This is a genomic window from Aureimonas phyllosphaerae (genome assembly GCF_900113065.1).
Lineage (GTDB): Bacteria > Pseudomonadota > Alphaproteobacteria > Rhizobiales > Rhizobiaceae > Aureimonas > Aureimonas phyllosphaerae.
Map to the genome: position 1 here is coordinate 98,869 of NZ_FOOA01000008.1, position 25,815 is coordinate 124,683.

The following is a 25,815-nucleotide window of genomic DNA, read 5'->3' on the forward strand; positions in this document are numbered from 1 at the left end:
CCCCAACGGCCATGCTTCACGCTCTGCTCTCGTTTCCGTGAGGCCAATATGACACACCGAATGCGTCGGCACGAGGGCATGCGTTGCGCGGGGCTGGATCGGCGGCGGGATCCATCCGCCGAGGAGGGCCAAATGATCCCGGTCGTCGACCGCATTGCGCGACCGTGCCACCGCGATCGCGCAACACGCGAGGGTGGTGCCGGACGCATCCGCGCCCGGCGCTGGCGGTCAGTCCGCCGGCTGCGGCGGGATGTAGGGCCGCGGGCCGCCGCCGGGCGCCGGCAGGGCGCGCCCGCCGAAGGCGCGGCCGGCGTTGATCTCCGGCTGGGCCCCCGGGGCGGGACGGACGAGGGACGGATCGTAGCGACGATCGACGTCGGGGCGTGCGGGGGCGACGCGCGGCGGGCGGCCGGGACGGTCGTAGCCGACGCGCTCGGGCCGGTCGTAGTCCCGCCGCGGCCGATCGTAGCCGGGCCGGCCGTAATAGGGGCGGGCGTCCTCGCGGTAGCGCGGGCGGTCGTAGCGGCCATAGCGCCGGTCGTCGCGCCAGTAGGGGTCGCGATCGCGATAGATCGGCCGCGGCCGGTAACGGTCCTCGTAGACGACCACGGGCCGCGGATCGTAGATGCGCGGGCGCGGTTCGTAGACGGGATAGTCGTCGTAGACGGGGTATTCCGACACGCAGCCCGACAGTCCGAGAAGGGCGGCGCCCAGCACCAGAAGACGTTTCATCGAAGCCTCCCACACACGGAAGGTGAGATAGGCGGCGCTTATCCCAAGTCGATCGTGTCGCGCCGAAATGAATCGCCGGAACGGGATCGGCGGCCAAACGTCTCCCCTGCGAAAGGAGACCGATCATGGCAGACGTGAAAGACGGCACTGGAAGGGATGAGGCGCAGCATGGCGGCGGCATCGGCGACGTCGGTCGCCAGCCGATCGACCAGACCTCGGAAAATCCCGGCAACGGCACCCCGCAGACGGGACCCGGCGGCACCGGCGGCACGGGCCTCGCGGTGGACGACGATGCGACACCCTCGGACGAGGACCCCGATCGCGACGCGGACGAGACCCTCGGCACCGTGGTCTGACGCGGCAAGAACAGCCGGCGCCGACAAGGCGCCGGCCGGCCTCTTCTAGACTCGAGCTTCGTCGAGTTGCGCCTTCAGCGTCATCGCGAAGGCGTTGAGGGCGGCGCGCACGTCGGCCAGGTGCCGTTCGTGGCCTTCGAAGTCCTCGGGATCGGACGGCAGGGACGCGCCGAGCCCCAGCACCTCTTCGGCGGCTTCCTGCGGGAAGGTGCCGCGCTGCAGGGCGCGCTCGGCGTAGAGGCCGCGCAGGAGAAGGTCCTGCGCCTGGAGCTGCGCCTGCAGCTTCATCACCGCGCCGGCCATCACGCGGATCGTATCGTCGGAAATGGGCATGGGTCGAAAGGTCCCCGCAAATCGCGCCGGGTCCTGCCCGGCTTCGCGCCCACCTTTAAGCGGCGGCGCCCGATCGGCATAGGGCGTCCCGCGCCGGGCCGGTCGGGCTGGGCGCGGGACGGATGGTCAGAGATTGCGCTCGATCGCGCCTTCCACCTTGCCGAGAAGGCCAGTGGTGCCGGATTTCGAGCTCTGCTGTGCCTGCGCGCCGCCATCGGGACGGGCCGGAGCCAGCGAGGGCTTGTCGCCCATCGGCACGGACTTGACCGCCGTGAACTCGGCCCGGCCGTCCATCGACGGGCCGGCGCTCCAGCGCCCTTCCGGGATGGAGCCGTCCACCATGTGTCGGAAATAGGCGTAGGAATGTTCGCCCGCCTCCTGCGACTGCGGGAAGGAATTGGGGATCGGCAGGTTCTCCACCGCCCCGCCCATGTCCTCGATCGCCGCCAGCCATTGCTGCTGGTGCATCGTGTCGCGGGCGATCAGGAAGCTCAGCATGTCCTTCATGCCGGGATCGTCGGTCATGTTGTAGAGCCGGACGGCCAGCACCCGGCCCGAGCTTTCGGCCGTGACATTGGCATACATGTCGGCGGCGAGATTGCCGGACGCATAGACGTGCGAGCAGTCGAAGGGCACGCCGTTGGCATCCGAGGGAAGGGCCGCAAGGCCCGTCGACAGGATGTGGCGCATGTCCATGCCGTTCAGCACGACGCCGCCCATTGCGTCGGCCGAGACCTCTTCCTGGAATGAGAGCGGCGCGTTCTCGAGGTTGAGGGCGACGGCGGTCGAGAGCATCTCGATATGGCCGAGTTCCTCGGTCGCCGTGTTGAGGAGCATGTCGCGGTACTTGGCGGGCCCACGCGCGCCGAAGGCCTGGAACATGTACTGGAGGGCGACGCGGATTTCGCCCTCGACGCCGCCGATCGCCTGCTGGAGGGCTCTCGCGAAATGCGGGTTGGGGCGCTCGACGCGCACGGGATATTGCAGCTTGCCGTCGGTGTAGAACATGGAAATGGTCGCTTTTCGGATGGAGGTCGGGGCGGCTCAGGCCGCTCTGGCGCGCTCTGCGGGCAGCGCTTCGGCCACCTCGTTCAGGAGCGCGTCGGTCTTTTTCTCTTCCTCGAGCGTCTGGCCGAGGAGATCGGCGGCCTCGTCGAGGCCAAGCTTCAAGGCCCAGGACTTCAGGAGGCCGTAGCGGGCGATCTCGTAGTGCTCGATCGCCTGGGCGCAGCCGATCAGGACGTCGTCGGCGGCTTCCGTGTCGCCGAAGTCCTCGAGATCCTCCTCCATCTCGGCCGTGAGGCCCTGCATGGCCTCGCAGGTCTTGCCCCGCGCCGCCTTGCCGATGATCTCGAAGACGCGCTCGAGGCGCTCGACTTGCCCTTGGCTCTCCTCGGCATGGGTCTGGAACGCCTGGCGCAACGCGTCGGCGCGCGCGGCCTTGGCCGATTTCTTCAAGGCCCGCACCGAGGCTTTTTCCGCGTAGTAGACGTCCTTCAGGGTCTCATAGAACGCGTCGTTCAGGGTCTTCTCTTTGGCCATGGAATGATCCTCGCTGGAACGAAGGGTGGCAGCGCCGAAAGGGTCCCCGGCGCGCCGGATTGGGAGCGACCGCTCGCCGGTCAGGCGATCTGGCGCTTGATGTTCTGGAGAAGGAACAGGTGCGTCTCGATGCCGGTCACGCCGACGAGCGAGGCGCCGCGCGCCATCGGGTCGGAGCCGCTGCGCGCATAGCGGCGATGGAGGTCGAGAAGCTCGCGATGGCCTGCGATCTGGCCGTCGATGTACATCATGTCGAACATCGCGCCGTTCGCCGCCTCGAGTTCGGCGACGATCGCCGCCTGGTCGGGCCGCAGTCCGGCCCCGCCGGGGCGGGCGCCGAAGGCTTCGGCGACGGCCGCCTGTTCGGTGATCTCGAGCTTGGCGAACTCGCGCACGGCCGGATCGCGCGCCTTGCGGGCGGCGAGCTTGCTGGTGGCGGTCGAAAAGTCGCCGCCCATCAGGATCGGCATCTTCATCCAGTCCGTGGGCGCCCGCCGCTGGGCAAGCGCCAGGCCTGGCGCCGCGCTGAGGACCGCAGCCCCGAGAAGGCTTCCGGCGACCTGTCGTCTGTTCATGATCGTTGTCCCTTTGTCGACCGAGCGTCGTGGTCGACTAAGCGGCAGGGACAACTGTTGTTCCGAGACGATGATTTCGTTTTACTTGGCCGGCGAGCGGCATTTCTGCAATAATTGGCCGTATCATATTTCGCTTGGCAAGTATGCCTTGCTAAATATTGCCTGGCGAACCATACGAAAAAAGGCCGGGCATCGGCTCGGCCTTTCCATTCAACCTCGTAGGATGAGCGAGCGTCCCGCCGGAGGCGGAACGGCGTCAGCGCTCAGAGGGCCTTGATGTTCTCGGCGGCGTTCTTGCCCGAGCGACGGTCGGCGACGACCTCGAAGCTGACCTTCTGGCCCTCGGCGAGGCCACGCATGCCCGAGCGCTCGAGCGCCGTGGCGTGCACGAAGACGTCGTTGCCGCCCTCGTCCGGCGCGATGAAGCCGAAGCCCTTGGTGTCGTTGTAGAACTTGACGGTTCCGTTCGGCATGACAGTGTCCCTTCAGACAAAGTGGATTGCTCGCGGCGCCGAGTGCGCAGCGATGCAGAAATCGACAGTGCAGAAGAGGATCGTTCAGTCAGCGTCGAGCTGAAAAAAGGGATCGACCGACAAAGTTCGATTGCCAATGCTTACGGTTTTACACGCCATTTGGCAACCGGGATCGACGCTATGTCGGATTTTTGCCTTGGCAAGGGCCGCGTCGCGGCAGCGCGACCGTGATTTTGCAGCGTCTCCTGTCGGCACGGACCTCCCAGCCGGGCCGCTGCCCGCCTCGTGCCTGCCTTAGGGCGCGACTTCCTCGCTCGGCCGAGGCGAGCGGCCGCGTCCGGCCAGCCGTCGGCCCACGGCCATCGATGGCGCTTCGACGAGGCGGAAGCAGAGAAGCGCAAAGGCGCTCGCGGCGGCGGCGACGAGCGGCAGGCCGAGCCAGACCGCGGCGTGGCCGAGCGCCTCCACCGGCACCATGCGGAAGAAGACGAACACGAACAGCCCGTGGAAGAGATAGAGGCTGTAGCTCGCGTCGCCGAGTGCGACGGCCGGGCGCGAGGCGAGGGTGCCGAACATCGTGTTGCCGGCGGCCACCGCCGAGAAGGGGATCCACAGGAGAAGAAAGGCGATCGCCCCGAACGGATAGCCGGGAAGCGCCAGCATGGCGCCGACTGCGGCGATGCCGAGGATCGCTGCCGCCCGGCCACGGAGCGCGCGAGCGAGCGCCTGCCCGCGCAGTGCCTCCGAGGTCAGTGCGCCGTAGGCGAAGCCGGCTGCGATATGCCACTGGAACCAGTCGATGGGAGCGGCGGGGACAAGGCTCATCAGCGCCGCGACGATCACGAGGGCCGCGACGCGCGCCGTGCCGCTCGGCCGCAGCATGAGGAGGAGGCCGATGACGGGCAGGGCGGCATAGAAGACCCATTCGTACTGAAGGGTCCAGATGACGCCGGCATTGATGAGATGCGCCTCCGGCGTGCCGCGAAAGCCGATGTCGGGGGAAAAGCCGAAGGTGAGCCAGGTCCATAGGCTGCCCCACGCCTCCGGTGCGGGCAGCGCCGAGACCGTATCGGCTGCCGCCCACGAGAGCGCCGCGATCCCGACGAGCGACAGGAGATAGGCCGGATAGATCCGGAACACGCGCGCGATCGCAAAGCGCGGCACGTCGAGGCGCCCTCGCGCATCGACCAGCTTGCCCCAGAACAGGAAGCCGGTGATCATGAAGAACACGATCACGCCGGCCGGGCCGAGGTTCTTGAAGAGCGTTTCCGCCGGCAGGTCCCAGCGCCCGGTAAGACGCCAGTTCCAAGCGATGCGGAAGTGATGCGCCATGACGGCGAGCGCGAGGACCCCGCGCACCCCATCGAGCGATCCGAGGCGCGCCATTGCGGTCGCCGGGCCGGGACGCCAGCGCGAGATCCCCCAGGCGACGCCGAGCGCCACCGGCCAGACGGCGAGGAGGGCAAGATAGCCCCAGGGCGCAGCGGCGCTCGACGAAACCAAGTCATCCCCCATCCGCCCCGAGGCGCCGACATCGCGCCTGCCGGCCGCCACAGCTCTCGCACGAGCCGCGCCCTCATAGGACGAACCCGGCCGGCGGGAAAGCCGGCGTGCGAGGGGAAGCCCGAACGGCAGTAAGCCCGACGACGCAGGTCGCGGGCGGGGTGGTTCGTTCGGATCGGCGGTGACGCAGTCGGAGGGAAGGTGGTGGAGCCAAGCGGGATCGAACCGCTGACCTCTACAATGCCATTGTAGCGCTCTCCCAGCTGAGCTATGGCCCCATCGCCGCCTTGCGGCGGACATCGTGTCGGGACCCTTGGGCTGGCCCCGCGACCGGTGTGGCGGCTAGGTATGACAATGCTCGCGGGAGCGCAAGCGAAAAAAGAAGGGGCGGGAGGATTTCCCTCGCCGCCCCCGCAGAACCGGAGTTCCCTGCCCGATTAGGCGTCGTCCTCGTCGTCGCGACCGCCGCCGATGATGTCGGTCATGTCGTCGTCTTCGTCCTCGTCGTCGGCGAGGAACGTGTCGTCGTCGTCCGAATCGTCGTCGTCGTCGATGACGTCGTCATCCTCGTTGCCGTCGACGTTCGGCAGGTCGTTTGACGAGCCGCCGTCCTCGTCCTCGGCGACGTCGGCGAGCGACACCGTCTCCTCGTCGGTATCGGCGACCTCGGTCACCTCGACCTCCTGCTCCTCCTCGTCCTCGTCCTTGATGCGCGAGGCGCGCGGGGGCGCCTTGACGGTCTCGAAGAACGAGAGCGGATAGCTCTTGCCGGTGAAGGGTGAGACGATTGGGTCCTTGCCCAGATCGTAGAACTTGCGGCCCGTTTCCGGGTCGATGCGCTTGGTGCCGAGTTCGGGTTTTGCCATGGGGTGGGCCTCGCGGACGGGAGAGGGGCGGGCCGTGGAAGCGGCCGTTCGAGGGTCGTTGGGAGAAACCGGGCGACGGCCGATCGTTCCCGCCGAAAAATCGGTGGTCCCTTAGCGTCCTGCGGCCCGGCTTGTCAAAGAGGGCCGGAGGGGCGCCAGCGCGTCGCGCGTGACGCCCCGGACCGCGCATGTTAGGGCGTTGCGCCGAAGATCCCGGCGCCCGCCGCCGCCTGCCGAAGCCTCCCGAGGATGCCATGACCGCCCACGCTTCCGATCCCCGTCCCCTGACCAGCCGGCGCGACGGCGCCCTCCGGGGCCGCGTCCGGGTTCCCGGCGACAAGTCGATCTCGCACCGCGCCTTCCTGTTCGGCGGGCTCGCGTCCGGCCGCACCCGCGTCACCGGGCTCCTGGAGGGCGAGGACGTGCTCGCCACCGGCCGCGCGATGCGCCAGATGGGGGCGCGGATCGAGCGCGAGGGCGATGCCTGGGTGATCGACGGCACCGGCAACGGCGCGCTGCTCGAGCCGGAGGGCGTCCTCGACTTCGGCAACGCGGGCACCGGCTCGCGCCTCACCATGGGCCTCGTCGGCCCTTTCGAGTTCACGACGACCTTCGTCGGCGACGCGTCCCTGTCGCGCCGGCCGATGGGTCGCGTCCTCGATCCCTTGCGCGAGATGGGCGTCCAGGTGCTCGCCCGCTCCAAGGACCGCCTGCCCTTGTCGCTGCGGGGCCCGCGCGTCGCCGCCCCGATCGAGTACCGCGTGCCGATGGCCTCGGCGCAGGTGAAGTCGGCGGTCCTTCTCGCCGGCCTCAACACGCCGGGCGTCACCACCGTCATCGAGCCGGTGATGACGCGCGACCACACCGAGAAGATGCTGGAGGGCTTCGGCGCCCGCGTCGCGGTGGAGACCGACGGCGCCGGCGTGCGCACCATCAGGCTCGAGGGCCAGGGCGAGCTGCGGGGCGTGCCGGACTTCGTGGTGCCGGGCGATCCATCCTCGGCGGCCTTCCTCGTCGTCGCCGCGCTTCTCGTGCCGGGCTCGGACGTCGTGATCGAGAACGCGTTGATGAACCCGACCCGCACCGGCCTCGTCGAGACGCTGCGCGAGATGGGCGCCGATATCGAGATCCTCAATCCGCGCCTGTCCGGCGGCGAGGACGTCGCCGACCTCCATGTGCGCCACTCCGCGCTTCGCGGCGTCTCGGTGCCGGCCGCGCGCGCGCCCTCGATGATCGACGAGTATCCGGTGCTCGCGGTTGCCGCCGCGTTTGCGGACGGCACGACGCGGATGGAGGGGCTGGAGGAGCTGCGCGTCAAGGAGTCCGATCGCCTGGCGGCCGTTGCCGCAGGGCTTGCCGCCAACGGCGTCACCCATGAGGAGGGGCCGGACTGGCTCACGGTCACCGGGCGCCCGGACGGCCGGGGCCTCGGCGGCGGCACGGTCGAGACCCATCTCGACCACCGCATCGCCATGAGCTTCCTCGTCATGGGCCTTGCGTCGGAGAAGCCGGTAACGGTGGACGACGCGACCATGATCGCGACGAGCTTTCCCGAGTTCGAAGGGTTGGTGACGGGCCTCGGCGGCGTGCTGGAGCCGGCCGCCCGGTGAACGGCTGGCTGGCCGGTCTTCTCGCGGTTCTCTTCTTCTCGCCGCTCGCCTTCATCTATGCGCGTGCGTTCGCCGGGCGCCTGCAGGCGCGGGCCGCTGCCGGCGGTCGCTCGGTCGCGGCCGTCGCAGTGCCCAAGCTCGTCTGGCCGCTGGTCCTGGCTGCGGCCCTCGCGCTCCGCCTGTCGGGTTCGGACCTCGCCGAATGGCAGGCGGCGACGGGCAGTGGGACGCTTGCGGCCACGCTGTCTCTGGTCTGGTTCCTCGGCTCGATCGCCGCGATCCTGTTCTTCGTCACCATACCCTTCGTGCTCGGCCGCATTCTCGGCGCCGCCTTCGCGCTGATGGGGAAATTCGCCGGGCAGCGCGACGATCCGTTGAGCTTCGGCGCCCGAGGCTTCACAACGGATGCCGGGACGGCGGATCGGGAAGGGCTGGGGCGCATGGGGTTCACGGTGGCGATCGACGGGCCCGCGGCGGCCGGCAAGGGTACGATCGCCAAGCGCCTCGCCGACCATTACGGCTTCGCCTATCTCGACACGGGCCTCCTCTACCGGGCGATCGGGCGGGTGGCCGCGGAGCGCGGCCTCGACCTCGACGACGGCGAGGCGATGGGCGCCGTGGCGCGTGCGCTCGATCCCGCGGTCCTCGACGACGGGTCGCTGCGCGGCCGCGAGGCGGGCGAGCTCGCCTCGCGCGTCGCGGTGCACCCGGCCGTGCGCTCGGCGCTCACCGAGTTCCAGCGCGGCTTCGCGCGCCGGCCGGGCGGCGCGGTCCTGGACGGGCGCGACATCGGGACGGTGATCTGCCCGGAGGCCGAGGTGAAGATCTTCGTCACCGCCTCGGCCGAGGTGCGGGCCCGCCGCCGCACCGCCGAGCTCGTCGCCAAGGGGCGCAGCGTCGACTACGCGACGATCCTCCAGGAGGTGCGCGCGCGCGACGAGCGCGATTCGGGCCGGGCCGCGGCACCGTTGAAGGCCGCACCCGACGCCGCCTTGCTGGACACGAGCGAACTCGATATAGAGGACGCGTTCCGGGCGGCTTGTCGGATCGTCGACGCGTCGCCACATCACCGGAACGGACCGTAGCGCCGAGCCGTCCAACGCCGAACCCTCGAGGGGGCCGGTGCCGGGCGGCGCGCATGCGTTCCGGAACACGAGAATTCACCGCCGGCTGCCGGTTCCTCGCGCCGAAACGGACCTGTCGCCCTCGAGGCGTCATGGTTCCGTGCCGCCAGCCCTCCCCGCAAAGCGCGGGCGTGGCCGGTGGCGGAACCGGCCGGACGGCCCCGTAGCGACGAACCCCCGGCGCGATGCCCCGAGCCTCGGATAGAGGCGGGGTCCCAAGGAGAACGAATGTCCAACGCAGCAGTTTCGCGCGACGATTTCGCCGCGCTTCTCGAAGCGTCCTTCCATGAGAACGATGTCGCCGAAGGCGCCGTGGTCAAGGGAACGGTCGTCGCGATCGAGAAGGACATGGCCGTCATCGACGCCGGTCTGAAGGTCGAGGGCCGCGTCGCCCTCAAGGAATTCGGCCAGAAGGGCGGCGAGTCCACCCTGAAGGTCGGCGACGTCGTCGACATCTACGTCGAGCGCATCGAGAACGCGCTGGGCGAAGCCGTCCTGTCGCGCGACAAGGCGCGCCGCGAGGAGAGCTGGGTCAAGCTCGAGGTCAAGTTCAACGCCGGCGAGAAGGTCGAAGGCCAGATCTTCAACCAGGTCAAGGGCGGCTTCACGGTCGACCTCGACGGCGCCGTCGCCTTCCTGCCGCGCTCCCAGGTCGACATCCGTCCGATCCGCGACGTCGGCCCGCTGATGAACACCCCGCAGCCGTTCCAGATCCTCAAGATGGACAAGCGCCGCGGCAACATCGTCGTGTCACGCCGCACGGTTCTTGAAGAGTCGCGCGCCGAGCAGCGTTCCGAGATCGTCCAGAACCTCGAGGAAGGCCAGATCGTCGACGGCGTGGTCAAGAACATCACCGACTACGGTGCGTTCGTCGACCTCGGCGGCATCGACGGCCTCTTGCACGTGACGGACATGGCCTGGCGCCGCGTCAACCACCCGACCGAGATCCTCCAGATCGGCCAGTCGGTGAAGGTGCAGATCATCCGCATCAACCAGGAAACGCACCGCATCTCGCTGGGCATGAAGCAGCTCGAGGCGGATCCCTGGGAGGGCATCGGCGTCAAGTACCCGATGGGCGTGAAGGTCTCGGGTCGCGTGACCAACATCACCGACTACGGCGCCTTCGTCGAGCTGGAGCCGGGCATCGAAGGCCTGATCCACGTCTCCGAGATGAGCTGGACCAAGAAGAACGTCCATCCGGGCAAGATCCTCTCGACCTCGCAGGAAGTCGAAGTGGTCGTGCTCGAGGTCGATCCGGTCAAGCGCCGCATCTCGCTCGGCCTCAAGCAGACGCTCCAGAACCCCTGGGAAGCGTTCCGCGACCAGTTCCCGGTTGGCACGATCGTCGAGGGCGAGGTCAAGAACAAGACCGAGTTCGGCCTGTTCATCGGCCTCGAGGGCGACGTGGACGGCATGGTCCACCTGTCGGATCTCGACTGGTCGCGTCCGGGCGAGCAGGTCATCGACGAGTTCAACAAGGGTGACACCGTGCGCGCCCAGGTTCTCGACGTCGACGTCGAGAAGGAGCGCATCTCGCTCGGCATCAAGCAGGTCGGCGGCGACGCCGTCACCTCGGCCCCCGAGGCTGGCGACCTGCGCCGCGGCGCGATCGTCACCTGCGAGGTCACGTCGGTGAACGAGGGCGGCATCGAGGTCCAGATCGTGGACACCGAGTACTCCGCCTTCATCCGCCGCAACGACCTCGGCCGCGACCGCGACGACCAGCGCCCCGAGAAGTTCTCGGTCGGCCAGAAGGTCGACGCGCGCGTCACGCAGTTCGACAAGAAGGCCCGCCGCGTCGGCGTGTCGATCAAGGCGCTGCAGATCGCCGAGGAGAAGGAGGCCGTGGCTCAGTACGGCTCGACCGACTCCGGCGCTTCGCTCGGCGACATCCTCGCCGCCGCGATGAACAAGCGCGACGCCGAGTAAGCTTCGATCCGGGCGGCTTGCGCCGCCCGTTTCACGTGAGACAGAGAGACCCGCGCCGGACCTCCGGCGCGGGTCTCTTTTTGTCCGCGCGCGCCTTGCCCGGCACCCGGTGGCGTGGCATCCGGCACGCGATAACGGACGTTCCCGAGGACCCCCCATGAGCGAGACGCCCCGCTTCACCCCGATCGGCCGCGGCAAGATCGCGGCGATCGCCACCACGCTGGAAATGCGCGCGCCCGCCCCGCCGCGCCCAGTGCCGGCGGGTCTCGACGGCGAGGTCGTGTCGCTCGAGGGCATCTCGGCGGACGAGTATCTCGACCTCTTCCGCCGCGTCGGGCAGGACTACCTCTGGCTGACCCGCCTGTTCATGGCGCGCGAGACGCTGGAAGCGCAGCTCGCAAGCGCCGAAACGCAGGTCTTCGGCGAGCGCGTCGGCGGTCGCCTCGAAGGTCTCCTCGAGTTCGACTGGCGGGGGGGCGCTGGCGACTGCGAGATCAAGTATTTCGGCGTCACCGCCGCGCGCCAGGCGACCGGCGCGGCGCGCCGCCTGATGAACCACGCGATCGCCCACGCCTTCGCGTCCGGCGCGACGCGCCTCTGGCTCCACACCAACACGATGGACCACCCGCGCGCGCTGGCCTTCTACGCGCGCTCAGGCTTCACCGCGGTCGGCCAGGAGGTCGAGATCAACGACGATCCGCGCCTTGCCGGCCTGCTGCCCCGGGACGCCGCACCCCACGTCCCGATCTTCGAGTAGCGAGCGTCAGCGCCAGCCGAGCGCCGGGGCGACGTGGGTCAGGATCGCATCGATCACATGGGTGTTGTAGGCGACGCCGAGCTGGTTCGGCACCGTCAGGAGCAGCGTGTCGGCCTCCCGGATCGCCTCGTCGCGCCGCAATTCGTCCACCAGACGGTCCGGCTCGGCCGCATAGGAGCGGCCGAACACGGCGCGCATGTTGTCGATGACGCCGACCTGGTCGTGCGACGTGTCGCCGCCGAAATAGGCCCGGTCGAGATCGTTCACGATCGCGAAGATCGAGCGTGACACCGACACGCGCGGCCGCCGCTGGTGCCCGGCCGCCTCGAAGGCCGCGCGGTAGGCGCGAATCTGCCGGGCCTGCTGGACGTGGAACGGCTCGCCGGTCTCGTCGGCTTTCAGCGTCGAGCTCTGGAGGTTCATGCCCTGCTGCGCCGCCCAGACCGCGGTCGCATCCGACGCCGAGCCCCACCAGATCCGCTCGCGCAAGCCATCCGAATGCGGCTCGAGGCGCAAGAGCCCTAGCGGATTGGGAAACATCGGACGCGGGTTCGGCTCGGCGAAGCCTTCACCGCGCAGGAGATCGAGAAACGTCTCCGTGTGTCGCCGGCCCATGTCGGCGTCGCTTTCGCCGGGGCGGGGCAGGTGACCGAAATGGCGCCAGCCGTCGATCACCTGCTCGGGCGACCCACGGCTGAGGCCGAGCTGCAGGCGCCCGCCCGAGATGAGGTCAGCAGAACCTGCGTCCTCCACCATGTAATGCGGGTTCTCGTAGCGCATGTCGATGACGCCGGTGCCGATCTCGATGCGGCGCGTCCTCGCGCCGACGGCCGCCAGCAACGGAAACGGCGAGGCGAGCTGGCGGGCGAAATGGTGGACGCGGAAATAGGCGCCGTCCGCGCCGAGCTCTTCCGCAGCGACGGCGAGATCGATCGACTGGAGGAGGACGTCGGCGGCCGAGCGCGTGGCCGAGCGGGCCGAGGGCGACCAATGGCCGAAGGACAGGAAACCGATGGACTTCATGGGTCATCTCCTGACGCCGGAACGGATGGGCGGCCGGGGGCGCCGCGCGATGGCCGACAGGTGCCCCCTCGGCGGGTCCCTGTCGAGGTGCGGGGCGGTGACCTCATCGTCTTCAAAGCGAAGACCGGTCGGCGACACGGCCGCCAGCCGTCGAAGGACTTTGCGGCGAACGGAGTTCGGCCTTCCGCCCTTTCCTCTCTTCAAAGGGAGAAATCCGATGCCTCATTTTATCGAACCCCGCCACGAGAACACCGATGCGCAGACACTGGCGCGCGGGCTCGGATGGTTCTCGATCGCGCTCGGCCTCGCCGAGTTGGCAAAGCCCCGTGCGATCCGCGACGGCACCGGGGCGCCGGCATCGTCCGGCCTCGTACGCGCCTTCGGCTGGCGCGAGATCGGAACGGGTGCTGCGATCCTCGCCTCGCGCCGCCCGGTCGCCATGGTCTGGGGCCGCGTCGCGGGCGATCTCGCCGATCTGGCGGTGCTCGCGCCGACCCTGCGCCACGACAATCCGCACCGGACCGTCGGCCTTGGCGCGTTTGCGATGGTCGCCGCGATCACCGCGCTCGACCTCTGCGTCGCGCTGCAGGGTGACGAGACGGCGTGAGGCGGGGGTACCCATGACCGTCCAGATTCCGCTCGGCAATGACGCGCTGGCGCCCGAAGAGGCCGGGCCCGCCCACCTCCACGAGGTTCGCCCCGACATCGCCTATCTCAGGCTCGCGCTCGTCAACGTCGTCTTCATCGGCCTGCCCTCGGCGGGCGACCGCGGCTTCGTGCTCGTCGACACCGGGATCGTCGGCGGCCTCGAGTGGATCGCCCGCGCCGCCGCCGCCCGCTTCGGGGCGGGGGCCCGACCGGCGGCGATCCTTCAGACGCACGGCCACTTCGATCACATCGGCGCGTTGGAGGACCTCAGTGCCGAATGGGACACCCCGGTGCTCGCCCATCCGTTGGAGCATCCGTTCCTCGACGGGCGGCAATCCTACCCGCCACCGGACATCTCCGCGGACGGCGGGCTGATACCGAAGCTCGCCCCCCTGTTTCCGCGCCGCCCCGTCGATGTCCGCGCACGTCTCCGGACCCTGTCGCCCGACGGCGGCATCGCCGAACTGCCGGGCTGGCGCTGGCTGCACACGCCGGGCCACACGCCCGGCCACGTATCGCTCTGGCGCGAGGCGGACCGGACGCTGATCGCCGGCGACGCCGTGATCACGACGGGGCAGGAATCGGCTTACGAGGTGGCGTTGCAGACGCCGGAGATGCACGGACCCCCGCGCTACTTCACGCCGGACTGGGTATCGACCGCGCGCTCGGCGCGCGATCTGGCCGCCTTGGAGCCGGAGCTTCTCGTCACCGGCCATGGCCGGGCGATGGCGGGACCATCGATGCGCGCGGCGCTGCATCATCTCGCCGAGCACTTCGAGGCGATCGCACCGCCCGAGCGGCTGCGCGGAAAGGCGCCGGCCGGTTGAACTCCCCCGCGACGAAACAGCCCGGCATCCAACCCGGCGCCTTTCGCGTTGGACCGGCATCCATGATGGAGTTGATCCGATGAACCATCCCAAGATCACGGACGGGGCGAACGACCGGCCCCGCGACGCGTCGATCGGCCAGAGCGCCGGCGGCCTTCCCGACGACAGCGGTCGTCCGGTCATGGTCGACGAGGCCGAGGCGGAGCGCATGGCCGCTTCGCTCGAGGTCGAGGGCGAGGACGAGACCGAGGCGCACCCGTCATGACGGCGCGCGCTTCCTCGCTCGCGCGCGGCGTGCTCATCGTCGCGGCCGCCCTGTCGCTCGCCGCCTGCAACCCGACGGCCGGCAAGCGGACGGGCAGCGGCGACGGCCCGACGAACAGCGCGGGATCATCGAACACGCCGGGCCAGGCCGTCAACGGCGGTCCGGCCGCCGAATAGCGATCGATTCCCGCAAGCATCGATTCACCAGGCCGGGGGAAATTCCCCTGGCGCTTACCGATCCTTCGGCAGGATCCGCCAGCTTGGGCGGAGAAACGCCGAAGGTCCGACATGATCGCCTCGCAAAAGGCATACACCCACCTCGTTCGACGCGTGCTGCTACCGATGATCGGTCTCGTGGCGCTGCTTCTCGTCGGGCTTCTCGCGGCCGTGTGGGTCGTCGCCGCGCACCAGACCAGCGCGGCGGTGGGCGAGGAAATCCGGCTCGTGCGCAGCGCGCTCGCGATGCGCGGCGAGTACATGCGCAAGATCGCGCTCGATTACGGCACCTGGGACGAGGCCTACCAGAACCTCGTCGCGGAACCCGATGCCGCATGGAGCGACGAGAACATCGGCTTCTGGTCGTCCAGCCATTACGGCTTCGACATGGCGCTGGTGGTCGGGCCGGACGGTGAGGCCGAGTATATCGCCGACCATGGCGAACGCGTCTCGTCCTCCATGTCGGCGATGCTGCCGGACGGGGCGGACGCCATCGTTCGCGCGGCGGTCTTGCCGACGGGCGAGGGTGCCGCGTCGGGACTCCTTCTCAGCGATGCGGGCCCGGCGATCGCCGCCGCCGCGATCATCCGGCGCGGCGAGCACGATCAGCCGGCCGAGGCCGAGCGCCACGTCCTGATCCTCGTCGACGTCCTCGACGACAAAACCCTCGCGCAGTTCGAGCGCGCCTATCCGCTGGCCCATCTGCGGCTGGAGACGCCGTCGTTCGCAGCGGCGGCGAGCGCGGCGATCGTCGACGACGAGGGCCGAACGATCGCCAGACTTGCCTGGGACGGCGAGCGGCCGGGCGACGATCTCCTGCGGGTCGCGATCCCGATCTGGCTGGCCGTCGCGGCGGCCTTCGGGCTCCTGATCTGGACCGGGACCGGACAGGTTCGGTCCTCCACGCGGATCGTGGCCGCCAGCGTCCACCGGGCGACGCACGACGCGCTCACCGACCTTCCCAACCGCGTCCTCCTGTTCGAGCGGCTCGATGCCGCCGCGCGGGCGCTCGGCGAGGGCGGCGCGCCGTTCGCGGTCGCCTATCTCGACCTCGACGGGTTCAAGGCGGTCAACGACCGGCATGGCCATGCCGAAGGCGACAGGGTCCTGTGCGCGGTCGCCGCGCGCCTGCGTGACCTCGTCGCCGCCGAGCGCGACACCGTGGCCCGTCTCGGCGGCGACGAGTTCGCGCTGCTCCTGTTTTCGGGGCGTGGTGATCGCGGCCGGCTGGACGGCCTCGCACGGCGCTTCATTGCGGCGATCGAGACGCCGATCGCGCTCGGCAACGGGGTGGAGGCCTCGGTCAGCGCGACGGTCGGCCTGTCGCTGGCGCCCGGCGACAGCAGCGACCCGCTCGCGCTCCTGCGCCAGGCCGACGAGGCGCTTTATGCGGGCAAGCGGGCCGGCAAGCGCCGGGCCCTGTTTCACGACAGCGTGGAACGCGGGCTCGCGCCCGCCGCCTGAGGCGCCGTCGCTCCGCGAGCGTCAGTGCCGGCCGCCGGCCGCGCGGCGCATGGGCGCGCGTTGGGCGGGCGGGGCGGCGTGCAGGCTCTCGCGCTCGCCGTCGGTCCGGAACGTTCCGACCCGCTCCGACAGGCTCATCGTCTCGGCCATCAGCGTCTTGGTGGCGGCGGTCGTCTGTTCCACCATCGCCGCGTTCTGCTGCGTTACCTTGTCGACCTGGTTGGCCGCGGTCGCGACCTCCGTCAGGCTGATCGACTGGTCCTGCGCCTTCTGGGCGATGGCGCTGACGAGGCGGCTCATCTCGCCGACCTGCGCGACGATCTCCTCGATGCTCTGGCCGGTCGCGGTGACGAGTTCGACGCCCGCCTCCACGTGCTGGCCGGACGCCTGGATGAGGTCCTTGATCTCCTTGGCGGCTTCGGCCGAGCGCTGGGCGAGACCGCGCACCTCCTGCGCGACGACCGCGAAGCCACGGCCCGCCTCGCCGGCGCGCGCGGCTTCCACGCCCGCGTTCAGGGCGAGGAGGTTGGTCTGGAAGGCGATCTCGTCGATCACGCCGATGATCTTGCCCACCATGTCGGACGACTGCTTGATCGCGCCCATCGTCTTGACGGCGGAAGCGACGATCTCCTCGCCCTTCTGGGCGTTACGGAGAGCGACGCTCGCGGTTTTCTGCGCCTGCGTCGCCTCCGTCGTCGTCTCGCGCACCCCCTGGCTGACCTGCCCGATGGCGGCCGATGTCTCTTCAAGCGCCGCGGCTTGCTGCTCGGTACGCTGGGCGAGGTCGCCGGCGGCGACCGAGATCTCGGTCATCCCCTCGGCGATGCGGTTGGAGGCGTTCTGGACCTCGACGATCGTGTCGCGCAGCGTCGTGCGCGCCCGGTTGTAGTCGAGCCGCAGCTGGTCAAGCTCGGGCGTGAGGGGCGCGGCGAGATGCTGGTCGAGCCGGCCTTCCGCAAGGGCCCCGAGCGCCCCGCCGATCTGGCTGACCGCCCGGATGCGCGGCGTCACGTCGGTGGCGAACTTCACGATCTTGGCGACCTGGCCCTTGCCGTCGAGGATCGGATTGTACGACCCTTGGATCCAGACGGCCTCGCCGCCCTTGGCCACGCGCTTGAACTCGCCGCCCTGGAACTGACCGGCGCGCAGCTCGTCCCAGAACCTCTGGTAGCCCTCGCCGGCGCGCTGCGTGCCGTCGAGGAACATCGCATGGTTCTGCCCGGCGATCTCGGACAGCTGGTAGCCGAAGGCCTTCAGGAAGGCGGCATTGGCGGTCAGTACCGTACCGTCGGGACGGAACTCGATGACGACCTGCGAGCGGTTGATCGCGGCGATCTGAGCGGTGAAATCGATGTTGGCGAGCCGCTCCTTGGCGTCCGCCCATTCGACGCTGAAGCCGAGGAGCCGACCGTCGCGGCGCATCGGCGTCACCATCAGGTCGAAGCTCCAGTTGGCGACGCGGATCGTGGCGCTGTAGCGCGACTGCAGGGCGGCGAGGAGCTTGCGCTGGTGCGCGGGCGCCTTGTGGAAGATGTCGATGTTGCTGCCGATGAGGGTCGCCACCGAGAAGTTCGGCAGTTCCTTGCGAAGGTCGGCCTCGGCTTCCTTCAGGAGCTTGGTCAGCGCCTGGTTGACGAAGGTGATGCGCAGGTCCGCGTCGGCGAGCATGACGTTGGCGTTGAGGCCCTCGAGCGCCATCCGGGCGCTGGCGCCGTGCGCGCGGTGGAACAATCCTAAACCCATGCCTTCCCCCTATCGCACGCGCCTGCCGCGTCGGGGTGCATCCTGCCGGGGTAACATTGATGTGTGGTTAACAACCTGTCTATCAGAGGACCGGAGGTTGTGGCCGTGGATGGCGATCTGTCGCCGCCCGCCGCCTCAGTTGCGCACCGTCAGGCACGCCGCGCCGCCCGAGCGCATGCGCCGGCAGAGGCGGTCGGCGGAGGCGCGGTCGTCGAAGGCGACGCGGATGCGGTAGTAGGACCTTGCCCCGCGCCCGCCGAGCCGCGTCGTGATCACGGTCGGCTGGTGTCCAGTGAGGAGCGCGCCGACCCGGCCCTGCAGCGCGCGGTAGTCGTCGAGCGCGCGCGCCTTGTTCGGCCCGGCGACGAGCTGGACGCCCCAGGGCGCGATCGCTTCCGCTAGCGCGCTGCGCGTCTCGCGCGGGTTCGACGCCTGGATCGCGGCGAGCGTTGTCAGGCAGTTGGCGCCGGTGTCGGCGTGCCGCCCGGCGTCCCCGTCCCGCGCGTCGGCCGTCAGGTTGGCACCCGTGACGAAGCGCACATGGGCGCGGGTCTCGTCGGGCAGGCTCGCTTCACCGCTCCGCCAGCGCGCGATCCGGCCCGGGCCGGCGTTGTAGGCGGCCGCCGCGAGATCGAGGCTGCCGAAGCTGCCGCGCAGTTCCGACAGATAGGAGGCGGAGGCGGGGATCGCGGCCTCCGGGTCGAACGGATCGGTGAGGCCCCGCTCGCTGGCGGTGGCCGGCATGAACTGGGCGATGCCCCTGGCGCCGACACGGCTGACCGCCTTCGGCCGGAAGCTGCTCTCGCGCCAGATCAGCCGGGTCAGGAACGAGGCGGGCAGCGAGTGGGTCGCGGCGGCGCGGTCGATCACCGCGCAGATCACGGCGCGCGAGGACTCCTCGGCGCGCGCCGTGCCGGCCGTCAGGCTTGCCGCCATAAGCGTCGCGGCGACGAGGATGGTCGATGGGCGCAAGCGATGATCCCTCCGGCCGGACGCCTCCGGCGGCCGGGACTATAGCCGCTCGACCTTAACCGACACACCCATCCCTCAAGCCGGCCAGTTGCCGTCGAAGGCAGGTCTCCCACGACATGTTGCGGCGAATCTGCGGGGGCGATGGCTCGTCCGACGCTCTGCCGGGACGAGGATGGTACGCGCGACGAGAATGAGGGAAGAAGAGGGAGCCGTTGCGATCGGGCGCGTTTCGAGTTCGCGATGGGCTTGTGCGAAAAGAAGGCGGCGCAGGGTGATGCGTACCGCACGGACCGGGATGCGGCAGCGACGAACAGGAAATCCCATACGTTGATGCGAGCAGCTTCGACCGCGATCGGCACCCGGGTATCGATCCTTCGACCTGTGCAAACCGGCTTCGAGCGATACCTTTCCATCCACGCGGCCGACACGATCCGGAGATGCCGCTGCCTGGCTCCTCCTCGCGAAGGGCCGGTTGGTGCCGGGCGCGCGTTGAAGGAGTACCAGGCCCCATGTCGACCCTCACCCATCCGCCCAGCTCCGCCGCGAGCGGGCTGCACGGGATTTTCCTGAGCTTTCCCGTCGCCCTGTTCTCGACGGCGCTGGCCGCGGACGCCGCCTATCTCGGCAGCGCCGAGATCCAGTGGACGAACTTCGCCAGCTGGGCGATCGCCGGGGCGCTGGTCTTCACGGGACTGACGGTCCTCTTCGCGCTCGCCGGCTGGCTGCGGCATATCCGCCGGCCGGGCGGCGTCCGGCGCCTCGTCTACCTCCTGGTGCTGGCCGCCCTGTTCGCGGTCGGCCTCGTCAACGCCTTCCATCACGCGCAGGACGGATGGAGCTCGGTCGGGACCACCGGTCTCGCGCTGTCCGCCGTGTCGACCCTTCTGGCGCTCGTCGCAGGCTGGATGTTCTTTTCCCGGACGCAGGCGGTGGAGATCGTGCGATGACCAAGGCTCTCTGGACCGCCCTTCTCGCCACGCTCGCCCTTTCTGGGTGTGAGGGCAGCGACCCCGCGCTGAACCAGACCGGCGCGCAGCCCGACCTGCCGGCGGTGCGCCAGACGCTGGTGCCGCCGATGAACATCGCGACGCCCACCGGGTGGAACGGCGAGGTGCCGACGGTGCCGCAGGGCTTCACGATCGCGGCCTTCGCAAGCGACCTGTCGATCCCCCGCCAGATGCTGGTGCTGCCGAACGGCGACGTGCTGGTGGCCGAAGGGCGCGGCGGCCATGCGCCGGCGCTGCGCCCGAAGGACGTCATCGCCGGCGTCATCAAGAAGCGCGGCAATTCGAGCGGCAGCGGCGGCAACCGCATCACCCTCCTGCGCGACGCCGACAACAACGGCCAGCCCGAGGTCCGCACCGTCCTCATTGACAATCTCGACGCGCCCTACGGGCTCGCCCTGGTCGACGGGTTCCTCTACGTCGCCGAGCAGGGCGCGCTGACGCGCTTCCCCTACCAGGAGGGGCAGACCGAGATCACCGCGCCGGGCGAGCAGGTGACGAAGCTCCCCTCCGCCATCAACCATCACTGGACGAAATCGCTCGCGGCGAGCGCCGATGGTTCGAAGCTCTATGTCGGCATCGGCTCGAACAGCAATGTCGGCGAGCGGGGGATGACGGTCGAGGAGGAGCGCGCGGTGGTCTGGGAGATCGACCGCGAGACCGGGGCCGCGCGCACCATCGCACGCGGCATCCGCAACCCGACCGCGCTCGCCATCGAGCCGACGAGCAACGCGCTCTGGGCGGTGGTCAACGAGCGCGACGAGCTCGGGCCCCAGCTCGTGCCGGACTACCTCACCTCGGTGAAGGACGGCGCCTTCTACGGCTGGCCCTACAGCTACTGGGGCAAGAACCTCGATCCGCGTGTCGAGCCGCAGCGGCCCGACCTCGTGGAGACGGCGATCGCCCCGGACTACGCGCTCGGCTCGCATGTCGCCGCGCTCGGGCTCTCCTTCGCCCGCGACGGCGGCTTCGGCGGCCCGTTCGCGCAAGGCGCCTTCATCGGCGAGCACGGCAGCTGGAACCGCGAGGACCTGTCTGGCTACAAGGTCGCCTTCGTGCCCTTCGAGGGCGGGCGCCCGGCGGGCGAGCCGGTGGACTTCGCCACCGGCTTCCTGACCGCGGACGGACAGGCGCGCGGACGGCCCGTCGGCGTCGCCTTTGATCCGGGAAAGCGCGTGCTCCTGATCGCGGACGACCTGTCCAACACGATCTGGCGCGTCTCGCAGTCCGAACCCGCGCAGGCGTCGCTCACGCCGGCGCGGTAAGCTGCCAAAACCTCGTCAGACCGTGACGCGCCACGTCATGGTCCGGCTTTCGCCGGGCGCAAGGCTCACGACGCCCGGCTTTTCAGCGAACTCCCCGTCCCAGCCGACGGGGCTCGCCATCGACAGCCACGGCTCGATGCACAGGAACGGTGCGCCGGTCGGCTTCGACCAGATGCCGAGGTCGGGGTAGCCCTCCCACGAAAAGGCGAGCGCCCGCGCTTCGCTCCCGTCCGGTCGGCGCGCGACGAAGCGCACCGAGCGGCTCCTGACATCCGGCAGCACCAGCGCATCGTCGGCAAACAACGCTTCGGACAGAGGCAGGGTCCGCCCATCGAGCGGGATCGGGCGCGGGGGGCCGAGAAGCCCGCCGACCACCGACAGCGCCTCGGGGAGCTCGTTGGCGTCGAACTCGACGACATGGTCCTCCTTCGCGACATCGTCCACCAGCGGCCAGCGGAAGCCCGGATGCGCGCCGAGCCCGAAGGGCAGGGTGCCGGGGCCGGGGTTCTCGACACGAGCGATGACGGTGAGCGTCGAGCCCTCGACCTCGTGGACGAGTTCGAGCGCGAAGGGAAACGGGAAGATCGCGCGGCTCGCCGCGTCGTCGGAAAGGCGCATCACGACGCGCGCGGGGCTCGCCTCCACCACGCGGAACGCGCGGTCGCGCGCGAAGCCGTGCTGCGTCATCGTGTAGGCTCGGCCTTCGTGGCGCAGCGTGTCGCCGGTGAGGCGTCCGACGATCGGAAACAGGACCGGTGCCCGGCGCGTCCAGGCAGTGCCGCCCTGCCAGAGAAGTTCCACCCCGTCGCGTCTGCGGATGCTCGAGAGTTCCGCACCCAGCGGATCGACGACGACCGTCAGCGTGTCGGTGCGAATGGTGATCGGGTCGCTCATGGCGGACGGCTCTCCTCGTGATGCGCCCCGGCTTACGATATCGGGCGCTGCCGTGACAGGGGCGGTTTTCCCGCCTCGCAACCCCGGCGATCTGCGGCTAGGAAGGAACCCCCGCCGACCGTTCGCACGAGGACGCCCATGACGACATATCGCATCGCTCTCATTCCCGGCGACGGGATCGGCGTGCCCGTGGTGGATGCGGCCTGGACGGTGCTGGAGCGCGCCGCCTCTCGCCACGGCTTCCAGCTTTCGGCGACGCGCTTTCCCTGGTCCTGCGACTTCTACCGAGAGACCGGCGCGATGATGCCGGCGGACGGCATCGAGACGCTGCGTGGCTTCGACGCGATCCTCTTGGGCGCCGTCGGCTGGCCCGCGGCCGTGCCCGACGCCGTCTCGCTGCACGGGCTGCTCCTGCCGATTCGCAAGGCCTTCCGGCAATACGCCAACATCCGCCCGCACCAGCTCCTGCCGGGTGTCGAGGGACCGTTGCGCAAGGAAGGGTTCGACATCCTCTGCATCCGCGAGAACACGGAAGGCGAGTATTCCGGCGCCGGCGGCCGGGTGCATGTCGGCACGCCCGACGAGGTGGCGGTCGAGACGGCCGTGTTCACGCGGGTTGGCGTCGAGCGCATCCTGCGCTTCGGCTTCGAGCAGGCCCGCGCGCGGCGCGGCAAGCTCGCCTCGGTGACGAAGTCGAACGCCCAGAAGCACACGATGGTGTTCTGGGACGAGATGACGACGGTGATCGCGGCCGAATACCCCGACGTCGAGGTGACGCCCTACCACATCGACGCGATGGCGGCGCGCATGGTGATGGCGCCGGATACGTTAGACGTCGTGGTCGCCTCCAACCTCTTCGGCGACATCCTGACCGACCTCGGCGCCGCCATCCAGGGCGGGCTCGGCTTTGCGGCCTCGGCCAACATCAACCCCGACCGCACGGCGCCCTCGATGTTCGAGCCGGTCCACGGCTCGGCGCCCGATATCGCGCATCTCGGCATCGCCAACCCGATCGCGACGATCTGGTCGGGGGCGATGATGCTGGAGCATCTTGGCGAGCGCGAGGCGGGCGCCGCGGTGATGCGCGCGGTTGAGGCGGCGACAGCGAAAGGCATCGGCACGCGGCCCGGACAGGACCGAACCGACACGATCGCTAATGCGGTGCTCCAAGCGCTCGGCTGAGGGCCTTTTCGGGCGGCGGTCGGCTGCCCGTCAAATTCCTATGATTTGCTTATCATCGCGATGGGCGGCTAAACCTGGGATCGGCATTGGGAGGTGCCGATCATGACCAAGCGCATCATCACAGCGGCGCTGCTGCTGGGAACCGTGAGCGCGTTCGCGCCGCTCGCCCACGCCGAAATGGCCGGTTCGGTCGAGACCGAGACGCGTCGCGTACCGGGTCTCGAGCGCCCGGCCGAGATCGTCGTCGACTTCTGGGGCATCCCCCACATCTACGCCGCCAACGAGCGCGACGCCTTCTTCCTGCAGGGCTACAACGCGGCACGCGACCGCCTCTGGCAGATCGACCTCTGGCGCAAGCGCGGTCTCGGCCGGCTGTCGGAGAGCTTTGGCCCTGCCTATGTCGAGCAGGACCGTGCGGCCCGCCTGTTCCTGTTCCGGGGCGACATGGACAAGGAGTGGTCCGCCTACGGCCCCAAGGCCAAGGGTTACACACAGGCCTTCGTCGAAGGCATCAACGCCTATGTCGACCAGGTCGCGGACGGCACGCTCGAGCTGCCGATCCAGTTCAAGGCGAGCAACAGCCGACCGGAACGCTGGTCGCCCGAAGACGTCGTGCGCATCCGCAGCCACGGGCTGACGCGCAACGCGACCTCGGAGGTCGAGCGGGCGCGCGTCGCCTGCCTTGCCGGGCTGCGGGCCGATGCCCTGCGCGCCAAGCTCGAGCCGGCCTGGACGACGAAGGTGCCGGACGGGCTGGACCCCTGCCTCGTGCCGGAGGACGTTCTCAAGGACTACGAGCTCGCGACCAAGGGCGTGAGCTTCTCGCCCGAGACGCAGCGCGACGCCGCGCTCGACGCGCGCTCGTTCCTGGCGGCCTCGCGCGGGAAGCGCGACACGATCGGCTCCAACAACTGGGTCGTCGCGCCGGAGCGCACCGAGACCGGGCGCCCGATCCTTGCCAACGATCCGCACCGGGCGCACGGCGTTCCCTCGCTGCGCTACATCGTCCATCTCAACGCGCCGGGCCTGTCGGTGATCGGCGCGGGCGAGCCGTCGCTGCCGGGCATCTCGATCGGCCACAACGGCACCATCGCCTTCGGCCTCACGATCTTCGCGATCGACCAGGAGGACCTCTACGTCTACGAGACGAATCCCGGCAATCCGAACCAGTACCGCTACGGTGACGGATGGGAGGACATGCGGGTGGAGCGCGAGACGGTCGCCGTGAAGGGCGGCGCACCGCAGGAGGTCGAGCTGCGCTACACCCGGCACGGCGCGGTGCTCCGCAGCGATCCGGCCAAGAACCGCGCCTTCGCGCTGCGCACGGTCTGGCTGGAGCCTGGCACCTCCGCCTATTTCGGCTCCTCGGACTACATGACCGCCCGCAACTGGGACGAGTTCAAGGCGGCGATGGACCGGTTCGCGACCCCGTCCGAAAATCAGGTCTATGCCGATACCGGCGGCAATATCGGCTGGATCGCGGCCGGCATGACGCCCCGGCGCACCAACTGGGACGGGCTCCTGCCGGTGCCGGGCGACGGGCGCTACGAATGGGGTTTCTTCACGCGCTCTGACCTGCCCTCCGTATATAATCCCGCCGACGGCTGGTTCGCGACCGCCAACCAGATGAACCTGCCGGCGGACCATCCCGCCGCCGAGAAGCCGATCGGCTTCGAATGGGCCAATCCCTCGCGCTACCAGCGTATCGCCGAGGTCCTGTCGGCCGACGACCACGTGTCGCTGAACGATGCCATGCGGCTCCAGAACGACGACGGCAGCATGGTCGGGCGGCGCATCGCCAAGCTCTTCGCCGGACAGCCCGCGCCGGCCGATGCCTTGGAGCGGCAAGCCTTCGACGGCCTGCGCAACTGGGACGGGCAGGTGCGGGCGGACAGCGCGGCGGCCGCGGTCGCCGAGATCATGGTGGCCGGGCCGCTCGGGCGCGAGACCGTCAAGCTCGCGGTGCCCGAGCCCGCACGCGCCATCGTGGACGACGGCGACATCGGCGCGGTGCTCGATCTTCTGGAAGCGCCGGACGACCGGCTCGGCACCGACCCGCGTGGGGCGCGCGAGCGCATCCTGTCCGCCGCGCTCACCACGGCGGTCGCCAAGGCGAAGGACCTGATGGGCGACGATCCCTCCGACTGGCGCTGGGGTGCGATCCATCGGGCGCTGTTCGTCCCCGACGTCGCGCCGCTTCTGTCGGCCAGCGACAAGGCGCAGATGAGCGTCGGGCCGCTGGCGATCGGCGGCTCCGCCTCGACCCCGCGCGCCACGAGCTACGGGCCGGACTTCGGCGTGCGCGCGGGCGCCTCGTTCCGCATGGTGCTCGACGTCGGCAACTGGGACGCCAGCCGGACCATCAACACGCCGGGTCAGTCGGGCGACCCGATGAGCCCGCACTACCGCGACCTTGCGCCGCTCTGGGCGGCCGGCGCCTATGTGCCGCTCCTGTATTCGCGCGGGGCGGTCGAGACCAGCGCAGCCGAGGTGCTGAAGCTCACACCCTAAGG

General features: G+C 69.7%; 27 protein-coding genes and 1 tRNA gene. 15 read left to right on the forward strand and 13 right to left on the reverse strand.

All coding sequences use genetic code 11. From position 1 onward, the window contains the following. Positions 1–228 precede the first annotated feature (228 nt). Positions 229–732 (reverse strand): hypothetical protein, encoded by a 504-nt coding sequence (locus BM175_RS11745; RefSeq protein WP_090963248.1) that lies wholly within the window; start codon positions 730–732, stop codon positions 229–231. Between the two features lie 125 nt (positions 733–857). On the opposite strand from BM175_RS11745, the gene BM175_RS11750 reads away from it, so the two are divergent. After that, positions 858–1,088 (forward strand): hypothetical protein, encoded by a 231-nt coding sequence (locus tag BM175_RS11750; protein ID WP_090963250.1) that lies wholly within the window; start codon positions 858–860, stop codon positions 1,086–1,088. Between the two features lie 45 nt (positions 1,089–1,133). On the opposite strand, the gene BM175_RS11755 is transcribed toward BM175_RS11750, so the two are convergent. The 5 genes from BM175_RS11755 to BM175_RS11775 all read right to left on the reverse strand — a co-directional run bounded on the left by BM175_RS11755 (position 1,134) and on the right by BM175_RS11775 (position 4,011). Continuing rightward, a complete protein-coding gene (locus BM175_RS11755) occupies positions 1,134–1,421 on the reverse strand; it encodes a hypothetical protein (protein WP_090963253.1) in 288 nt (95 codons plus the stop codon). 126 nt (positions 1,422–1,547) lie between these two features. Continuing rightward, a complete protein-coding gene (locus BM175_RS11760) occupies positions 1,548–2,429 on the reverse strand; it encodes a manganese catalase family protein (protein WP_090963255.1) in 882 nt (293 codons plus the stop codon). Positions 2,430–2,465: 36 nt separating this feature from the next. Then, entirely contained in the window at positions 2,466–2,963 is a 498-nt protein-coding gene (locus tag BM175_RS11765; RefSeq protein WP_090963257.1) for a YciE/YciF ferroxidase family protein, read from the reverse strand. Between the two features lie 80 nt (positions 2,964–3,043). After that, positions 3,044–3,538 carry a DUF4142 domain-containing protein gene (locus BM175_RS11770; protein ID WP_090963259.1) on the reverse strand — a complete coding sequence of 165 codons (495 nt, stop codon included), beginning with the start codon at positions 3,536–3,538 and terminating at the stop codon, positions 3,044–3,046. Positions 3,539–3,801: 263 nt separating this feature from the next. After that, entirely contained in the window at positions 3,802–4,011 is a 210-nt protein-coding gene (locus BM175_RS11775; RefSeq protein ID WP_090963262.1) for a cold-shock protein, read from the reverse strand. Between the two features lie 42 nt (positions 4,012–4,053). Between BM175_RS11775 and BM175_RS22385 the strand changes: the two genes are divergently transcribed. Beyond that, on the forward strand, positions 4,054–4,242 hold the full coding sequence (locus BM175_RS22385; RefSeq protein WP_139224611.1) for a hypothetical protein: 189 nt from the start codon (positions 4,054–4,056) through the stop codon (positions 4,240–4,242). A gap of 63 nt (positions 4,243–4,305) precedes the next feature. Here the strand turns inward: BM175_RS22385 and BM175_RS11780 are convergent, their stop codons facing one another. From BM175_RS11780 to BM175_RS11790, 3 genes are all read right to left on the reverse strand, one after another. Further along, positions 4,306–5,514 carry an acyltransferase family protein gene (locus BM175_RS11780; RefSeq protein WP_175526841.1) on the reverse strand — a complete coding sequence of 403 codons (1,209 nt, stop codon included), beginning with the start codon at positions 5,512–5,514 and terminating at the stop codon, positions 4,306–4,308. Between the two features lie 202 nt (positions 5,515–5,716). Next, positions 5,717–5,792, reverse strand: a tRNA-Ala gene (locus BM175_RS11785). Between the two features lie 159 nt (positions 5,793–5,951). Continuing rightward, positions 5,952–6,380 (reverse strand): TIGR02300 family protein, encoded by a 429-nt coding sequence (locus tag BM175_RS11790; RefSeq protein WP_090963266.1) that lies wholly within the window; start codon positions 6,378–6,380, stop codon positions 5,952–5,954. 254 nt (positions 6,381–6,634) lie between these two features. Between BM175_RS11790 and aroA the strand changes: the two genes are divergently transcribed. The 4 genes from aroA to BM175_RS11810 all read left to right on the forward strand — a co-directional run bounded on the left by aroA (position 6,635) and on the right by BM175_RS11810 (position 11,800). After that, positions 6,635–7,990, forward strand: a complete 1,356-nt coding sequence (gene aroA, locus BM175_RS11795; protein WP_090963268.1) for a 3-phosphoshikimate 1-carboxyvinyltransferase — start codon at positions 6,635–6,637, stop codon at positions 7,988–7,990. Positions 7,991–8,430: 440 nt separating this feature from the next. After that, positions 8,431–9,075: a (d)CMP kinase gene (cmk, locus tag BM175_RS11800; RefSeq protein WP_090963412.1), complete on the forward strand. Its 645-nt coding sequence runs from the start codon at positions 8,431–8,433 to the stop codon at positions 9,073–9,075. Between the two features lie 267 nt (positions 9,076–9,342). Continuing rightward, the gene (gene rpsA, locus BM175_RS11805) at positions 9,343–11,043 is read left to right on the forward strand and encodes a 30S ribosomal protein S1 (protein WP_090963270.1); all 1,701 of its coding nucleotides are present in this window, start codon (positions 9,343–9,345) and stop codon (positions 11,041–11,043) included. Positions 11,044–11,200: 157 nt separating this feature from the next. Further along, a complete protein-coding gene (locus BM175_RS11810; RefSeq protein WP_090963272.1) occupies positions 11,201–11,800 on the forward strand; it encodes a GNAT family N-acetyltransferase in 600 nt (199 codons plus the stop codon). 6 nt (positions 11,801–11,806) lie between these two features. Here BM175_RS11810 and BM175_RS11815 read toward each other — a convergent pair whose 3' ends face one another. Beyond that, on the reverse strand, positions 11,807–12,823 hold the full coding sequence (locus BM175_RS11815; RefSeq protein WP_090963274.1) for an LLM class flavin-dependent oxidoreductase: 1,017 nt from the start codon (positions 12,821–12,823) through the stop codon (positions 11,807–11,809). A 217-nt stretch (positions 12,824–13,040) separates the two neighbouring features. On the opposite strand from BM175_RS11815, the gene BM175_RS11820 reads away from it, so the two are divergent. The 5 genes from BM175_RS11820 to BM175_RS11840 all read left to right on the forward strand — a co-directional run bounded on the left by BM175_RS11820 (position 13,041) and on the right by BM175_RS11840 (position 16,242). Further along, entirely contained in the window at positions 13,041–13,430 is a 390-nt protein-coding gene (locus BM175_RS11820) for a hypothetical protein (RefSeq protein ID WP_090963275.1), read from the forward strand. A 13-nt stretch (positions 13,431–13,443) separates the two neighbouring features. Further along, positions 13,444–14,298 carry an MBL fold metallo-hydrolase gene (locus BM175_RS11825; protein ID WP_090963277.1) on the forward strand — a complete coding sequence of 285 codons (855 nt, stop codon included), beginning with the start codon at positions 13,444–13,446 and terminating at the stop codon, positions 14,296–14,298. 79 nt (positions 14,299–14,377) lie between these two features. Beyond that, entirely contained in the window at positions 14,378–14,563 is a 186-nt protein-coding gene (locus tag BM175_RS11830; RefSeq protein WP_090963279.1) for a hypothetical protein, read from the forward strand. After that, the gene (locus BM175_RS11835; protein WP_090963281.1) at positions 14,560–14,739 is read left to right on the forward strand and encodes a hypothetical protein; all 180 of its coding nucleotides are present in this window, start codon (positions 14,560–14,562) and stop codon (positions 14,737–14,739) included. The genes BM175_RS11830 and BM175_RS11835 overlap by 4 nt, the downstream gene beginning before the upstream one ends. Before the next feature lie 111 nt (positions 14,740–14,850). After that, positions 14,851–16,242, forward strand: a complete 1,392-nt coding sequence (locus BM175_RS11840) for a diguanylate cyclase domain-containing protein (RefSeq protein WP_090963283.1) — start codon at positions 14,851–14,853, stop codon at positions 16,240–16,242. A 21-nt stretch (positions 16,243–16,263) separates the two neighbouring features. On the opposite strand, the gene BM175_RS11845 is transcribed toward BM175_RS11840, so the two are convergent. Beyond that, the gene (locus BM175_RS11845) at positions 16,264–17,985 is read right to left on the reverse strand and encodes a methyl-accepting chemotaxis protein (RefSeq protein WP_090963285.1); all 1,722 of its coding nucleotides are present in this window, start codon (positions 17,983–17,985) and stop codon (positions 16,264–16,266) included. Positions 17,986–18,120: 135 nt separating this feature from the next. Further along, positions 18,121–18,957, reverse strand: coding sequence for a lytic transglycosylase domain-containing protein (locus BM175_RS11850; protein WP_090963287.1), 837 nt, complete (start codon positions 18,955–18,957; stop codon positions 18,121–18,123). 509 nt (positions 18,958–19,466) lie between these two features. On the opposite strand from BM175_RS11850, the gene BM175_RS11855 reads away from it, so the two are divergent. Further along, complete coding sequence (locus tag BM175_RS11855) at positions 19,467–19,904, forward strand: DUF2231 domain-containing protein (protein WP_090963289.1); 438 nt, start codon at positions 19,467–19,469, stop codon at positions 19,902–19,904. Beyond that, the gene (locus BM175_RS11860) at positions 19,901–21,226 is read left to right on the forward strand and encodes a PQQ-dependent sugar dehydrogenase (RefSeq protein WP_090963291.1); all 1,326 of its coding nucleotides are present in this window, start codon (positions 19,901–19,903) and stop codon (positions 21,224–21,226) included. Before BM175_RS11855 ends, BM175_RS11860 begins: the two co-directional genes overlap by 4 nt. 15 nt (positions 21,227–21,241) lie before the next feature. Here BM175_RS11860 and BM175_RS11865 read toward each other — a convergent pair whose 3' ends face one another. Beyond that, the gene (locus tag BM175_RS11865) at positions 21,242–22,120 is read right to left on the reverse strand and encodes an aldose 1-epimerase family protein (RefSeq protein WP_090963293.1); all 879 of its coding nucleotides are present in this window, start codon (positions 22,118–22,120) and stop codon (positions 21,242–21,244) included. A 138-nt stretch (positions 22,121–22,258) separates the two neighbouring features. On the opposite strand from BM175_RS11865, the gene BM175_RS11870 reads away from it, so the two are divergent. Both BM175_RS11870 and BM175_RS11875 read left to right on the forward strand, forming a co-directional pair. Continuing rightward, positions 22,259–23,302, forward strand: coding sequence for a tartrate dehydrogenase (locus tag BM175_RS11870; protein WP_090963295.1), 1,044 nt, complete (start codon positions 22,259–22,261; stop codon positions 23,300–23,302). A gap of 102 nt (positions 23,303–23,404) precedes the next feature. Beyond that, on the forward strand, positions 23,405–25,813 hold the full coding sequence (locus tag BM175_RS11875; RefSeq protein ID WP_090963414.1) for a penicillin acylase family protein: 2,409 nt from the start codon (positions 23,405–23,407) through the stop codon (positions 25,811–25,813). Positions 25,814–25,815: the final 2 nt, after the last annotated feature.